Below are 14,242 nucleotides of genomic sequence, written 5' to 3' on the forward strand. Positions count from 1 at the left end.
TACGCGAGTTGCTGCGCCATCACGACCGTATGCCTCCCGGTCCGCTCGGCGGACGGGAGGCATACGGTCGTAAACAGGCAGGTGCGTCACTCGGGGAAGTACTGGTCCGGCCCACTCGCCGAACCCTCCTGCATACTCTGGTCCTGCAACCGCCTGGCCTTGTCCTGAAGCCTCTGACGGTCCTGCGGATCGCTGGCACGCTCCGCGGCTTCACTCAGCTGCTTCGCCTTCTCGCGCATCTGCTGCGCTCGGCCACGGGGTTCGTCTGCGACGCTCATGGTCACTCCTCGGACGCTGGGGAGAGCGGGCCCCCTCAGCGAACCAGGGCTTCGCCGTCCCTGCACGTCGAACGGCTACCGTCCGTCACCGGGCGCCCACCGTGTCGAACAGACGGTTCGCGGGGCGCGGCAGTCCGTAGTGCTCGTGCAGGGTGGCGCCGGTGTACTCGGTGCGGAACAGGCCGCGCCTCTGGAGGATCGGAACGACCCGGTCCACGAAGAGCTCCAGCCCCGAGGGAAGCACCGCGGGCATGATGTTGAAACCGTCCGCGGCCCCATTGTCGTACCAGTACTCGATGGTGTCGGCCACCTGCTCCGCCGTACCGGCGAAGGTGCGTGGCCACGATCGCCACCGAGCCGGCCGATGAGCCGCCGTACGGTCAGCCGCTCGCGTCTGGCCAGCTCGACGATCAGGGTGTAGCGGCTTTTCGCCCCCTGGATCTCGTCCTCGGTGGGAATGTCCTGGGGCAGTTCCTCGTCGAGGTGCAGAGCCTCCGGGTCGATCTTCAGCTGCCTGGCCAGCTGCCGTCTGGCGTACTCCGGGACACCGAGGCGTTCCAGCGCCAACGCCTCGGTGTCCCCGATGACGGGCACGATGCCGGGGAGGATCTTGAGGGTGTCCGGGTCACGGCCGAGGGCCTGCGCGCGCCCCTTGAGGTCCTTGTAGAAGGCGACGCCGTCCTCCAGGGTCTGCTGGGCGGTGAACGCCGCCTCCGCGTAACGGGCCGCGAAGTCCTTGCCGTCCTCGCTCGATCCGGCCTGCACCAGCAACGGATGGCCCTGCGGGGGGCGTTGTACGTTCAGGGGCCCTTCCACCCGGAAGAACTCATCGACGTGGTCGATGGCGCGTACGCGCTCCGACCGTGCGTGTACGCCGAGCTCCCTGTCCGCGACGACCGCGTCGTCCGCCCAGCTGTCCCACAGCCTGGTGGACACCTCGACGAACTCGGCGGCCCGCCGGTAGCGGTCCCGGTGCAGGGGGGTGTCGTCCAGGCCGAAGTTGCGGGCCGCGTCGGCGCCCGCCGTGGTGACGATGTTCCACCCGGCCCGGCCGGCCTACACATGGTCCAGCGAGGCGAACCGGCGGGCGAGGTTGTACGGCTCGTTGTAGCTGGTGGACGCGGTGGCGATGAGCCCGATACGGCTGGTGGCCCCGGCCAGCGCCGCGAGCAGCACGGTGGGTTCCAGCTTGGTCGCGGGTCTGCGTCCGGGATCCCCCATGAGGACCGGGCTGTCGGCGAGGAACACCGAGTCCAGCTTGCCGCGTTCGGCGATCCGGGCCAGATCCTTGTAGTGCTCGACGTCGGTACCGCCCTGTTCGGGACTCTCCGCCGGTCACCACGCGGCCTCGTGGTGACCGGCGGACATCAGGAACGCGTTGAGGTGCAGCTGCTTACGGTCAGGCGTGCGGGACATTCGGCTTCTCCTCGTGGTCGTCGGTGGCTGCTGCGGCGGGCTCACGCCGAGCACGGTGAGCAGCAGGTCGCGGTACTCCTGGAACCGGGCGTCGCTGGTCGGTGTGCTCCCAGGCCCACACCTGGCCGCGGGCCCACAGCGGGACGAAGTTCCGTACGGCCGCGGCCTTCGCCGGGTCCGCCAGCACCTCGTCCGGCGCCCACAGAACCGTCAGGCAGGTCCACCACACCGGTCCTCACGCCGAGGGCGCCGTCCTTGGCGTACTGGCTCAGCTACTTGGTCAGCGTCGGCTCACCGAGCGGGGCCACGTCCACCTGCTTGGACTGCAGCGCGGTGAGGAACTGGGTGCTGGGCAGGGCGACAAGCTCGACGTCGCTGTTGCGCAGGCCGGCCTCCTTGAGGGCCCGCAGGACCACCACCCCCTCCGCCTGCCCCTGGGAGAAGCCGATCTTCTTCCCCCGGAAGTCCTCGACCCTGGTGACCGAGGAGCCGGGCGCGGTCGCGAAGACGAAGGAGGGATGGTTCCGCACCTGGACCGCGACGATCTTCGCGCCCACGCCGATGGTCTGGGCCTGGATCGGCGGAATCCCGGCGTTGCTCGCCAGGTCGATGGATTTGGCGCGGAACCCCTGGATGATGTCGGGTCCGGCCAGCAGATTGGGCCACTGCGAGACCGTGAATTGCAATTCCTTGTCGAGACCGGAGGCGGCCAGCTGCAATTTCGCGGTGCGGACGGTTATCGCCGATGTGGTGCCCGGCGGCGGAGCCCCCGGGGGCATGCGTCCTTCGTCGAGCCAGGCGTCCTCGACCCGGGCCACGACGATGCGGTGGTCGTCGGCCGGGACGATGTAGGAGCAGAAAAGGCAGGACGAAGCGGCAGTCGGACACCAACTGCGAAGAGGCTTCAGGAACGAAGGGCGAAACGGGGCGGAAAGCCGGTGGGGCAGAAAAATCCGCCGGTTATCGCGGGCCCGGACGGGGGCGACAACAGGAGCGCCGGGCGGCAACACGCACCGGGAGAGCCGCGCGGCAGCGCCGTGCCACTCCGGGCACGTACTGAATAATCCGCTGCTGGCTGGTCATGAATCCATCATCGCTTTCCGGCCGCGGCCCGGTCAACAATGCAACGATCTGAATTAAGTAGCCACGATCGGGCGTCGGCCTCGGGCACGGTCGGGCGCCGGGGACGGGACGCCGAGCCCTGCGGAGGGCGGGCGGGAAATGACGAAGGCAAGGAGGTCACTGTCACCCACTCCTTGCCACTTACAACTTATAGCGCACCGGGGGGCTTGCGGCAAGGCCCCGGGTGTACCGCAGAATCGTCGGCCTGAACCAGAAACCATGGGAAGTGAGATTCGCGGAATGCGTGTGGTGTTGTCGACGTACGGGTCGCGCGGGGACGCCGAACCGCTGGTGCCGGTCGGACCGTCGGTGCGGCCGCGGTCGGCCGTGCCGGAATCCGGAGAACGAGAACCTGTCAACCCCGGCGCCCTGAACCGTCAGGCCGGGCCCGACGCATTGCCGCGTGCCATGGCCGCGCGCGGCAGCAGATCGGAGCTGATCACGTGAATTCCCTGACCACCAGCGCGTTCGACCTGGCCGATCGCCTCTCCCCCAAGGCCGATCCGAAGCTGATCGCCGGCGACGAGCAGCACTTCGCGGCCATCGCGGAGAGCCTCGATCAGACGATCGCCGAGCTCTCCGACCGGCTCGAAGCCACCCGCAGGGCCCCCGGCGGCATCGGCCGCGAAGCGATGGACCGGGACATCGAGATCCACCGCCTGACCGGTCGTCTGCGTACCCTGCGCCGCTTCGGCCTGGACCTGTGCCTCGGGCACTTCGTCCACGAGGACGGCTCCGAGCCCGTGTACATCGGGCGCCTCGGCCTCACCGACAGCACGGGCAACCGGTTGCTCGTCGACTGGCGCTCCCCCGCGGCCGAGCCGTTCTTCGCGGCGACCCACGCCACCCCGATGGGTTTGGCGAGCCGCCGCAGGTACCGCTGGACCCGCGGCCGGATCAGCGACTACTGGGACGAGGTGTTCACCACCGACGGCCTTGAGGGGCGCGCCGCACTCGACGACCAGTCCGCGTTCGTCGCCAGCCTGGGCGGCAACCGGTCGGCCCGGATGCGCGATGTGCTCTCCACCATCCAGTCCGACCAGGACGCCATCATCCGCGCGGGGTCCCGCGGCGCTCTGGTCGTCGACGGCGGACCGGGTACGGGCAAGACCGTCGTCGCCCTCCACCGCTCCGCCTACCTGCTCTACGCCGATCCCCGCCTCGGTCACCGTCGGGGCGGCGTGCTGTTCGTCGGTCCGCACCGGCCCTACCTGGACTACGTCGCCGACGTTCTCCCCAGCCTCGGCGAGGAGGGCGTGCAGACCTGCGTCGTGCGGGACCTCGTCACCGAGGGAGCCGGGGCGGCGGTCGAGACCGACCCGGACGTAGCCCGGCTGAAGGCGTCCGCGGACCTGGTGAAGGCGATCGAACCGGCCGTCGCCATCTATGAGGAGCCGCCCGCCAAGGGGATGACGGTCTCGACCCACTGGTCGGACATCTGGCTCGGCGCCGACGACTGGACCGCGGCGTTCGAAGCCGTGGAACCGGGCACCGCGCACAACGAGGCGCGCGATCAGATCCGCGAGGAACTGGTCACGATCCTGAGTGACAAGCACATGGAGGAGTACGCCGACGGCGACGGGGTCACGCCCGAGCTGCTCAGACGGTCGCTGCTGCAGAACCGGGAGCTGATCGGGACCCTCAACCGCGCCTGGCCGATGCTGGCGGCCACGGACCTCGTCGGCGACCTGTGGTCGGTGCCCACCTACTTGCGCAAGTGCGCTCCCCGGCTCGGCCCGGACGACGTACGCAAGCTCCAGCGCCCGGACGCCCAGGCCTGGACGGTGTCCGACCTGCCGCTCCTGGACGCGGCGCGACAGCGGCTCGGCGACGCGGAGGCGTCCGGGCGCAAGCGCCGGCACGAGGCCGCCGTCGCAGCCGAACGCGCGAGCCGGGCCGACGTCATGGACAGCCTGCTACAGAACGTCGAGATCGACGAGAGCGAAGGCGCGTTGGGGATGTTGCACGGACGGGACCTGCAGGACACCCTGATCGACGAGAGCGCACTGCCCTGCGCCGAACCGGACCTGCTGGCCGGCCCGTTCGCCCACGTCATCGTGGACGAGGCCCAGGAACTGACCGACGCGGAGTGGCAGATGCTGATCCTCCGGTGCCCGTCCCGGAGCTTCACCATCGTCGGGGACCGCGCCCAGGCGAGGCACGGGTTCATGGAGTCGTGGCAGGAGCGGCTGGAGCGGGTCGGGCTCGACCGGATCGAGGTGGCCTCCCTGAACGTCAACTACCGGACGCCGGAAGAGGTCATGGTGGAAGCGGAGCCGGTCATCCGGGCCGTGCTCCCGGACGCCAACGTACCGACGTCCATCCGCAGCAGTGGCATCCCCGTCGTCCATGGATCCGCTGCGGATCTGGGCCCGGTCCTGGACAGCTGGCTCGCCGCACACGCCGAGGGGATCGCCTGTGTCATCGGCGATCCCACCTTCCGGGCGACGTCCCGTGTCCGGTCGCTGACCCCCGGGCTGTCGAAGGGGCTCGAGTTCGACCTGGTCGTCCTCGTCGACCCGCAGGCGTTCGGCGAGGGCATCGAAGGCGCGGTCGACCGCTATGTGGCGATGACCCGGGCGACCCGGCAGCTCGTCGTTCTCACGAGCTCCTGACGCCGGCCGGACGAACGCCCGCCCCCGCCGGGGTGGGCGTTCCCGGGCCCCGGCGCACCACGGGTGTACGTGTCATGAGCTCAACGGGTCCGCGTGCAGAACGCCCAGCGCCCCCGCGCCACCGGCAGTGGCCAGCACCGCGCCGGGGAAGCTGCTCGGCACCACGGCCCGTTCCGGGTCCGCGCACACCCCGCAGCGCCGGGCGACTTCCGCGCGCAGCTCGGCCAGGCACCCCCGGCAACCGGCACACGCCGGGCTCGACGACCACCAGGCTTGAGGTCGACATGACCTACATGACCTCGTGTCGTCAGGTGTGCGGATCGCCACATGGCGCGCAACGTAGCCGGAACGGCGGAACCCGACCAAACCGCTGCCGCATCGTGGACAGTTTGCCCGCATCGTGAACAGCCTAATGCGCGCCCGGTATTGCACGGGCGTTGCGGCCGTACGGCGGGAATGTGACGGCGGAAAGGGGGCGGCGGGACGGCGGTCAGCCCCGCCGGGCCACCACCAGTCGGCACTTGGGGCTGCCGTCCGGGCGACGGCCGAACTCCTCCAGAGGCAGCAGCTCCACCGTGAAACCGGCCCGCACGAGGTCGTCCCGCACGCCCCGCAGCGGGAAGGTCCGGTAGAACATGACGAACTTCGGCCGCCACAGCAGATTGCGCACCCGCATCACGGCGTCGAAGCCGAGCAGCGTCCAGTACAGCGGGGTGTCCAGCGGTGGGGGCGCGCCGATGGGAAAGGCGAACACGCCGCCGGGCCGCAGCGCCCGGTGCACCTCGGCGAACAGTCCCGGGCGCTCGGCGGGCAGGAAGTGGCCGAACGCCCCGAAGCTCACCGCGAGGTCGAACGCCCCGGTGAACGGCAGGGCGCGGGCGTCGGCGCGTACCCACTCCAGCGCGGGCCGGTCCGGGCCCCCGTCCCCCACACTCTCGCGTGCGGTGGCCAGCATCCCGGCGCTGAAGTCGACCCCGGTGACCCGCTCCCGGCACAGCGGGGCCAGCGCACGGACGCCGGCGCCGGTCCCACAGCAGACGTCGAGGCCCGCGTCGAAGGGCCCGAGCGGGCGCAGGGTGCGCGCGACCTCGTCCAGCAAGCGGTCCGGGGTGCGGAAGGGGGTGTGGTCGAACTTCGGGGCCAGCAGGTCGTAGCCGCGCTCGATGGAGGAGAGGGCCTGGGCGGTCAGTTCGCGGAAGGTGGGTCCCTGGGAGGTGAACACCGGGCACAGCGTAATCGCCGGTCCGCACCGCCGGTGAGTCGATACATGATATTTCATCACTATTTGCCTAGGCTGGCGGTCTCATCGAGGCGCGAGAAAACCCAGAGCTGGAGTTGAGGAAGTGTCCATCAACCGCTTCAAGTACGTGTCGGTCGTCGGCCTGACCGCAGCCGCCCTGCTGGCGGGCCCGGTGGCGGGCGCCACCGCGACCCCGCAGTCGGCCACGACCACGGCCGTGCGGCCCACGCTGACGGCGAAGGCCACCGCGAACCGCGTGCGGGTCTGGCAGCAGTTCCGTATCTACGGCGCCAGCCGGCACCTGAAGACGGGAACCCGGGTGACCCTGCAGCAGAAGCAGGGCAAGCGATGGGTGGCGCTGCCCGTGTCGATGCGTACCAACAACAAGGCCGCCTACAACTTGCGGGTCAAGCTCGGCCTCAAGGGTCGCAACTCACTGCGGATGGTCGGTGGCGGCGCGATCTCGCCGACCGTCTTCGTCACCGTGCGCTGAAAAGCACAGAGGTCGCAGGGGGTGCGCATTTTCCCTTCACATGCGCACCCCCTGTGGCGTGCCCGGGTTCTCGATCCGATGACATCGGTTTCACGACGGGCGCGACGCTCTACGGCACCCGTGATCTGCTGCGCTGGGCGCCGCAGGTCCAGTCCGGGGCCTGGAGGTGAGCGCCGTCCGCCAGCTGATCTCGCCGTCGGCCGGTGAGGCCCATCTACTCAACGGCCTCGGGGACATCGGCGTGCTGCACCACGAGCGGCTCACGGGCTCCCCCTCGCGGGGCATGGCGTCCAACCCCGTCATGGGTTCGTCCACCGGGCTCGCCCAGGCCGCGGTCCGGCCCTCGTACGTCGCGCGCACGGGCTGGGGTGACCACGGCAACGGCGCGTACTCCAACGACGGCGGACGAACCTGGGTGGCGTTCCGCCCAGCCGCCCATCGCCACCAGCGCACCGGGGCCGATCGCCGTGAGCGCGGACGGGAGCACGCTGCTGTGGTCCTTCGTCCACTGGGACGGGACCAGGTACGCCGCGCACCGCTCCACCGACAACGGCGCGACCTGGAGCGAGGTGTCCTCCTTCCCCCGGGGCGCCGCCCCGGTCGCCGATCCCCTCGCGCCGGGCCGCTTCTACGCGTACGACACCGACGGGGGGACGGTGTACGCCAGTACCGACGGCGGTGTCTCCTTCACCGCGCGGGCGACCGGACTGCCTTCGGGCGACGCCCAGTTCAGGATCGTGGCGACGCCCGGCCGCAATGGTGAGCTCTGGCTCTCGGCGAAGGAGGGCGGTCTGCACCGCTCGAAGGACGGTGGCGCCACGTTCAGCAGCATCACCAGCTGCCGGGCCTCGCACAGTCTCGGGTTCGGAAAGGCCGCCCCGGGCGCCACCCATCCGGTGATCTTCCAGGTCGGTTCGGTGGACAGCGTCACGGCGGTGCTCCGTTCCGACGACGCGGCGAGAAGCTGGACCCGTATCAACGACGGCGCCCACCAGTGGGGCTGGACCGGCGAGACGATCATTGGTGACTCGCGCGTCCACGGCCGCGTCTATCTTTCCACCAACGGCCGTGGCATCCAGTACGGAGATCCGCGGTGATCGGCGGCACGGCCTGCTCACCGGCATCGAGGTGAGCGGCCGGGTGGAGCTGGAGCGTTACGGAGTGCGAGTGTTCCGGTCGTGACCCGCTCGCGCCCCCAGGATCCCCACGCACCCCACCGCGAATCACAATGGAGGGAACACCCATGGCACGCCGAACTCTCGCACGCACCCTAGCCGCACCCGCTCTCGCTCTGGTGGGCTGATCGGCCTCGCCTCGGCCCCCGCCCAGGCCGCCGTCTGGAACACCTGCGACCAATGGGGCAACACCGGCCTGAACGGCTACACGCTCTACAACAACATCTGGGGATCCGGCGCAGGCCGCCAGCGCGTCTGGGCGAACTCCGGCACCAACTGGGGCGTCAACGCCGACCACCCGGCCACCCGGCCACCAGCGGCATCAAGTCCTACCCCAATTCCAAGAAGGTGATCGGCAAATCGATCACTTCTCTCTCCTCGCTCACCAGCAGTTGCAACGTCACCGTCCCTTCCTCGGGCGACTACAACACGTCGTACGAAATCTGGGACACCGACCACGACTACGAGATCATGCTCTGGGTCAACCGGAACGGGAATGTCGGGGCACTCGGCACGCCCCAGGGCAACGCCACCCTCGGCGGTCACACCTGGGCCGTGTGCAAGGGCGACAACGGCGCCAACGAGGTCTTCTCCTTCCTGCGCACCTCGGACTCCAGCGCGGGCAGTGTGAACATCCTGCCGATCCTGAAGTGGCTCAAGGACACCAAGCGCTGGATGGGCGACGAGACCATCGGTGACGTGCAGTTCGGTTACGAGATCAGCGGCTCGCCCGGCGGCCTGGACTTCCGGACGAACAACCTCACGGTGTCGGGCGGCTGATCGCGCGGCCGGTGCCCCGCGGGGCACCGGCCGAAGCGGGAGCCGGCACGTCCGCCAGGTCCCACCAGCGAGCCTTGTAGAGGCTCGACCCGGCGAATTCCGCCGTGGCGTGCGGACGGTGGAACTGAATGCGTGAGGTGCACCAGGTGCAGGGCGACGCCGGGTCGGGGCTGACGGTGAGGATTCTGCCGGTCAGCCGGTTCTGGCTGACGCTCTTGACCGACGGCCGGTCGAGGCGCGGCCACCACGGGCCCAAAGTGAACTCCCGGCGGCGTACGGAGAACTGGTGCACCCGGGTACGGGTCGACAGCCACATCCGCCCCGGTGCGCCGGGCACCGGGGCGAGGTCGTGGCCGCCGGGCTCCGGCAGCGGGAGCGTCAGCATCGGCGTGAGCCGGGGGTGGCGCGCGGAACCCTCCACCGCCAGTGCCATCAGCACCCTGGTGCCCAGCGCCCACAGCAGCCCACCGGTGGCGTCCCAGTGCAGTCCGTGGGCGCCGGGAAGCGGGACCTCGCTGTGCGTGTCGGCGCGCGGGCCCCGGGAGGCGGCGTACACGCGGACGAAACCGGCCGTGCTCGCGGCCAGGGCGATGTTTCCGTCGGGCAGCAGCTCCATGCTGTGCAGGTTCGCCAGCGGCAGCGAGAGCGCCCAGGCCACCCGGCCCGTCCCCACCCGCAGGACGGCCGCGAGGCCCTCCGACGCGCAGGTCAGCACCAGCGACGCGCCCCCCGCGGAGGCGGTTTTCGCCTCACTGACATTGCGCCAGAACCGCTTCGGGTTCAGGTCGGCAACCTGCGGGTCGGTCTCGGCGCTCCACGTCCACAGGGGCGACGGGGACGCTGGGCGCGCCCCGCCACGGGCGCTCCAGTATGTGGATACGCCGTCCAGGAGGAGTACGGACCGGGACGCCTGGTCGCAGGCCAGGATCAACCGCCCCGGCCACGGCCGCGCGGCGCCCTGCGCCCGGCCCCCGGATGCCGTGGCGGCCGACGCCCCCAGCGCCGACGCACCAGCACGCAGCACGGCCCGACGGGTCCGGAGCGGAGGAGGGGGACTGTTGCCGGTGACACCGGGGTCGACGCGCACCCGGCCACCTTGGCAGACACCGGCCCGTCCCCCGGTGCAGAAACACCGCGGCCCGCCACGGCTCCACCGCGTGGGCGCGAGTGACCAGAAGCGATGCCGTAGGCGGGCAGCCGGACCGGAGGGCCGCGGCTGCCCGACCGGACGGCGCGTCAGACCATGGCGAGCCGGTCCACCAGCAGCTCCACCCTCCGCTCGGCGTCCCCCGACGGCAGCCGTCCCGCCCGGGTCAGGGTCGCCAGCCCGTGCAGGGCCGCCCAGAACACCTCGGTGAACAGCGCCGGGTGGACCCCGCCCCCGGCGACCTCGCCGAGGCTCTCCAGCAGGGCGGCGAAGGCGTCCTGCAAAGGCTCCGGGGTGTCCTTGTTCGCGAACACCAGACCGCCGTCGAGCCGGAACATGGCGTCGTAGACCGCCGGATTGCGTTCGGCGAAGTCGAGGTATGCGCCCGCGAGGGTGGCGACCCGGGCGCGCGGGCTGTCCGCGGTGGAGGCCGCGGCCCGCAGCGCCGCGGCCATCTCGGCCGCGCCCTCAAGGGCGACGGCGCCGATGATCTCGCGCTTGCCGCGGAAGTGGCTGTAGAGGACGGGCTGACTGTACTCGATGCGCTCGGCGAGCAGGCGGGTGGTGACCGCGTCCCAGCCCTGCTGCTCGGCGAGTTCACGGGCCGTCGCCACGATGAGACGTTCGCGGCCCGCCCGTTCGCGCTCCTTGCGATCCTGTACCGACATGATTTGATCCTAGCATCGCTAGACAATCGAGCGGCAGCAGTACTAGCCTTGCGTCACAATCTAGCGCCGCTAGATTCCAGGAGGGGTCATCATGCTCAACGCACTCGAGATCTTCACCACCTTGGCCGTCGGCGTGATGGTGGGGGTGGAGTTCTCCGTCGCCTTCTTCGTCAACCCGATCCTCAACGGCCTCCCCGGCGACAACGGCCTGCGCGGCCGTACCCACGGGGCCCGGCTGCTCGGCGCCGTGATGCCGTTCTGGTACATCGGCTCACTGGTCCTCAGCGCAGTCTGGGCCGTCGCCGAATGGCACCACCCCGCCGCCGGCCTCGTCGTCACCGCCGCCGCGCTGCTGATCATCAGCGTGGTCATGTCGATCCTGCTGCTCGTCCCGATCAACAACCGGGTCAAGACATGGACCGCGGACGGCCTGCCCGCCGACTGGAAGCAGCAGATGAACCGCTGGGACCGATTCCACTACGTCCGCGTCGCCGTCATCATCGCCGCCTTCGCCCTGCTGGTCGCTGCCCTGGCCTGAGCCCACGGCTTCCGCTTCGAGGACGGCGCCCAGCTGGGCAACCTCAAGACGATGTTGGGCGGGTACGGGCCGGAGCAGACGCCGCCTTCTTCAACAGCGGCCCGGGATCAGCGGATCCATGCTCAGCCTTCGACGCGCCGCTTCCCGTTCCGGTCACACCCCTTCGGTACTGGACGCCTGCAGCTCAAGAACGGCGGAACGCTCAACGATCCTGACGGCACGTCGGAGAAGTCTGCATTGAGTCAGCATCAGTCCCGCCGGACAGCGCCCGAGGTGCCACCGACCGCAGAGGGCCAAGGCCCCTACAGACCCCGTGACCAGGTAAGACCCTACTCAGGGGGCTGCCTGGCAATCTTCCCAGGAGGAACCGTTGAGGATGCTCGGTACGCCTGGAGCGAGCCCATCAGTACCTGCGGGCTGCCGCCCAAGAGGGCTCGGCCACCGTGTCCGATGTCGCACATTCCGGGGGATTTGCCAACCTGGGTTGGTTTGCGGCCAAGCGTCGCAACCGCTACGGCCATCCGCCGTCCACGACGCTGAACGCCTGAAGCATCGGTGAGGCCGACCCGCTGGATGAAAGACCCAACCGGCGCGGAGGTAGTCCCGTGCCGTACTGGGCCGTCGATGACCTCGACGCCGCTCGCCAAAGCCTGCTCGACGCAGGGTGCACCCACCACCTCGGCCCGCTGGAAGTCGCCGACTGCGCCGGGCCGCCGCATCGCCCAGCTCACCGATCCGTTCGGCAACGTGATCGGCATCGACGAACTCTGAACCTGGGCGCCGACCGGCGCTCACCATGCTTCAAGCCCCACTCCGGCAGCTTGACTTGTCCCCCATCAGAAACCCAACGGACCCCCGCCGAGCTGCGCAAACACACAAGACAGTGCAGTCGGCACACCCGACCGGGCTTGGTCGGCCTTTCGCACCGTCACCGCACTCCGCTCCCGGCCCCGCCGATCACAGATGCCTCAACACTTGATTACGCACAATCACGTTGCGGTCACGTTAACTCGACACATCTTGACGCTCTCTCCACCACCGAGTTGGCTTTCGGCCACCTTGGCCGCAATTGATGCGGCCAGCCAGGGAGCTTGGATTCAACCCATGAACGCACTTCTTCGTCGCGCTGCGCTCGCAGCCGCCGTCCCCGCGATGACCCTCTCGCTCGCCGGTTGCGCGACGACCGAGGAACCGGGTGTGAGGCTGAGTGACGACATCGTTGTGGGCCTGCTGCTCCCGGAGAACCAGGCCGCCCGCTACGAGCAGTTCGATAAGCCAGTCATCGAGAAGCGCATCGCGCGGCTCACCAACACTAAGGGCCAGGTCCGGTACGCCAACGCGAACAACGACGCCGCTCGGCAGACGCAACAGCTCCAATCCATGATCAAGGACAACGTCGACGTGCTGATCGTGGACGCGGTCGACTCCAAGGCGATAGCCGGCGCCATACAGGAAGCAGACGATGCCGGCATCCCGGTCATCGCCTTCGACCGCCTCGCCGAGGGCCCCATCGACGGATACGTCTCCTTCGACAACGAGCAAGTCGGCCACATCCAGGGCAAGTCCCTCCTGGAATCCCTCAAGGCGGAGGGCAAAGCCGGGTCCGGTTCGGGGACCGGATCCGCGCCGGGCAAGATCGTGATGATGAACGGCGCCCTCACCGACCCGAACGCGGCCCTGTTCAAAAAGGGCGCCCACACCGAACTCGACGGCAAAGTCGAGATCGGCCTCGAGTACGACACCAAGGACTGGAAACCGGAAAACGCCCAGGCCAACATGACCGCCGCGATCGGCTACCTCGGCAAAGAGACCATCACCGGCGTCTACTCCGCCAACGACGGCATGGCCGGCGGCATCATCACCGCGCTCAAAGCCGCCGGCCTCACCGACCTCCCACCGGTCACCGGCCAGGACGCCGAACTCGCCGCCGTCCAGCGCATCGTTGCCGGAGACCAGCACATGACCGTCTACAAGCAGTACGCATCGCAGGCGGAAGCCGCTGCGGAGATGGCCATCCTGCTGGCCAGGAACATGTCGCTCGGCGCCGCCGCGCACACCGACATCGACACCCCCACCGAAAAATCCGTCCCCACCGTCCGCATCCCCGTCATCGCGCTCACCAGGAACAACATCAACGACACCGTCATCACCGATGGCCTCTACACGGCACAGCAGATCTGCGTCCCCAAGATCCAGGCCCAGTGCAAGGAACTCGGGCTCGAGTAGCCCCACCAGGCCGACCTGCCACCCCGTACGCGTTCGTCTGCTGGGTCTGCGCGTTGGAATGCCCAAGGCCGGCAGCTGCCGCCACGCCATTCAGGCGGCCAGAACGGAGAGCAGGTCGGTGCGCCGCGCCCCGTCCGGACCACCCCGGTTCTACCGGGCACGGCCCGGACGGCAGACACGGCCCGGACGGTGGAGCGGGCAGAACTTCTCGGCGTGTGCACAGCTCGCTACGGGCGGAGTTCCGGCTGACCCACCGACGGTGCAATGGCCCTCTGGTCGATCACCGGACTGACCGCGTTCTGAGTGGCCGAGTGACGCTCTGGAAGCCGAAGGAGTTGTGCGGTTCGGGGTCGATACGGAACATCCGGGCCAGTTGCCCGATCACGTCGTCGGAGTCTGGAGTGATGAGGCCCGCGTACGCCAGGTGGCGTGCCGACAGGCCTCCGAAGTAGAGCGAACTGAGTCGGCACCGTGATGGTCGGTCCGCCTCATGGCCGGCGGCAACCGGCCATGACCCGACTGGCCCGACACGGGCCCTGGGCGG

Annotated in this window: 11 protein-coding genes and 3 pseudogenes; 7 read left to right on the forward strand and 7 right to left on the reverse strand. The window is 69.5% G+C overall.

Features of this window, described 5'->3' with window-relative positions:
* Positions 1-86: 86 nt before the first annotated feature.
* From ACLLJJ_RS02275 to ACLLJJ_RS02290, 4 genes and pseudogenes are all read right to left on the reverse strand, one after another.
* Positions 87-278 carry a DUF6381 family protein gene (locus ACLLJJ_RS02275; RefSeq protein WP_434587561.1) on the reverse strand — a complete coding sequence of 64 codons (192 nt, stop codon included), beginning with the start codon at positions 276-278 and terminating at the stop codon, positions 87-89.
* 85 nt (positions 279-363) lie between these two features.
* Positions 364-1,694, reverse strand: a pseudogene (locus ACLLJJ_RS02280) (LLM class flavin-dependent oxidoreductase).
* A complete protein-coding gene (locus ACLLJJ_RS02285) occupies positions 1,678-1,923 on the reverse strand; it encodes a hypothetical protein (RefSeq protein WP_434587562.1) in 246 nt (81 codons plus the stop codon). The pseudogene ACLLJJ_RS02280 and the gene ACLLJJ_RS02285 overlap by 17 nt, the downstream one beginning before the upstream one ends.
* Positions 1,924-1,966: 43 nt before the next feature.
* A complete protein-coding gene (locus ACLLJJ_RS02290; protein WP_434587563.1) occupies positions 1,967-2,512 on the reverse strand; it encodes an ABC transporter substrate-binding protein in 546 nt (181 codons plus the stop codon).
* Between the two features lie 747 nt (positions 2,513-3,259).
* Here ACLLJJ_RS02290 and helR point away from each other — a divergent pair.
* Entirely contained in the window at positions 3,260-5,431 is a 2,172-nt protein-coding gene (gene helR, locus ACLLJJ_RS02295) for an RNA polymerase recycling motor ATPase HelR (protein WP_434587564.1), read from the forward strand.
* Positions 5,432-5,921: 490 nt separating this feature from the next.
* On the opposite strand, the gene ACLLJJ_RS02300 is transcribed toward helR, so the two are convergent.
* Entirely contained in the window at positions 5,922-6,653 is a 732-nt protein-coding gene (locus ACLLJJ_RS02300) for a class I SAM-dependent methyltransferase (RefSeq protein WP_434587565.1), read from the reverse strand.
* 121 nt (positions 6,654-6,774) lie between these two features.
* Here ACLLJJ_RS02300 and ACLLJJ_RS02305 point away from each other — a divergent pair, with 121 nt between their 5' ends.
* From ACLLJJ_RS02305 to ACLLJJ_RS02315, 3 genes and pseudogenes are all read left to right on the forward strand, one after another.
* Positions 6,775-7,164 (forward strand): hypothetical protein, encoded by a 390-nt coding sequence (locus tag ACLLJJ_RS02305; protein WP_434587566.1) that lies wholly within the window; start codon positions 6,775-6,777, stop codon positions 7,162-7,164.
* Between the two features lie 92 nt (positions 7,165-7,256).
* Positions 7,257-8,261 (forward strand): annotated as a pseudogene (locus tag ACLLJJ_RS02310) (WD40/YVTN/BNR-like repeat-containing protein); the annotation flags it as partial.
* Between the two features lie 146 nt (positions 8,262-8,407).
* Positions 8,408-9,119, forward strand: a pseudogene (locus tag ACLLJJ_RS02315) (GH12 family glycosyl hydrolase domain-containing protein).
* On the opposite strand, the gene ACLLJJ_RS02320 reads toward ACLLJJ_RS02315, so the two are convergent.
* Both ACLLJJ_RS02320 and ACLLJJ_RS02325 read right to left on the reverse strand, forming a co-directional pair.
* Positions 9,100-10,206: a DUF6528 family protein gene (locus ACLLJJ_RS02320; protein WP_434587567.1), complete on the reverse strand. Its 1,107-nt coding sequence runs from the start codon at positions 10,204-10,206 to the stop codon at positions 9,100-9,102. The pseudogene ACLLJJ_RS02315 and the gene ACLLJJ_RS02320 overlap by 20 nt on opposite strands.
* A gap of 149 nt (positions 10,207-10,355) precedes the next feature.
* A complete protein-coding gene (locus ACLLJJ_RS02325; RefSeq protein ID WP_434587568.1) occupies positions 10,356-10,934 on the reverse strand; it encodes a TetR/AcrR family transcriptional regulator in 579 nt (192 codons plus the stop codon).
* Between the two features lie 91 nt (positions 10,935-11,025).
* On the opposite strand from ACLLJJ_RS02325, the gene ACLLJJ_RS02330 reads away from it, so the two are divergent.
* The 3 genes from ACLLJJ_RS02330 (at position 11,026) to ACLLJJ_RS02340 (ending at position 13,698) form a co-directional block, all read left to right on the forward strand.
* Positions 11,026-11,472, forward strand: a complete 447-nt coding sequence (locus ACLLJJ_RS02330) for an anthrone oxygenase family protein (protein WP_434587569.1) — start codon at positions 11,026-11,028, stop codon at positions 11,470-11,472.
* Between the two features lie 624 nt (positions 11,473-12,096).
* Positions 12,097-12,243 carry a hypothetical protein gene (locus ACLLJJ_RS02335; RefSeq protein WP_434587570.1) on the forward strand — a complete coding sequence of 49 codons (147 nt, stop codon included), beginning with the start codon at positions 12,097-12,099 and terminating at the stop codon, positions 12,241-12,243.
* A 333-nt stretch (positions 12,244-12,576) separates the two neighbouring features.
* Complete coding sequence (locus ACLLJJ_RS02340) at positions 12,577-13,698, forward strand: sugar ABC transporter substrate-binding protein (protein WP_434587571.1); 1,122 nt, start codon at positions 12,577-12,579, stop codon at positions 13,696-13,698.
* Positions 13,699-14,242: the final 544 nt, after the last annotated feature.

The sequence above is a fragment of the Streptomyces sp. A5-4 genome (assembly GCF_051131715.1).
Classification (GTDB): domain Bacteria; phylum Actinomycetota; class Actinomycetes; order Streptomycetales; family Streptomycetaceae; genus Streptomyces.

Excerpts from the sequence above, each read along its gene's own strand:
- ACLLJJ_RS02275 (WP_434587561.1), bottom strand. The coding sequence starts at position 278 with ATGAGCGTCGCAGACGAACCCCGTGGCCGAGCGCAGCAGATGCGCGAG.
- ACLLJJ_RS02325 (WP_434587568.1), bottom strand. The coding sequence starts at position 10,934 with ATGTCGGTACAGGATCGCAAGGAGCGCGAACGGGCGGGCCGCGAACGT.
- ACLLJJ_RS02330 (WP_434587569.1), top strand. The coding sequence starts at position 11,026 with ATGCTCAACGCACTCGAGATCTTCACCACCTTGGCCGTCGGCGTGATG.
- ACLLJJ_RS02335 (WP_434587570.1), top strand. The coding sequence starts at position 12,097 with ATGACCTCGACGCCGCTCGCCAAAGCCTGCTCGACGCAGGGTGCACCC.
- ACLLJJ_RS02340 (WP_434587571.1), top strand. The coding sequence starts at position 12,577 with ATGAACGCACTTCTTCGTCGCGCTGCGCTCGCAGCCGCCGTCCCCGCG.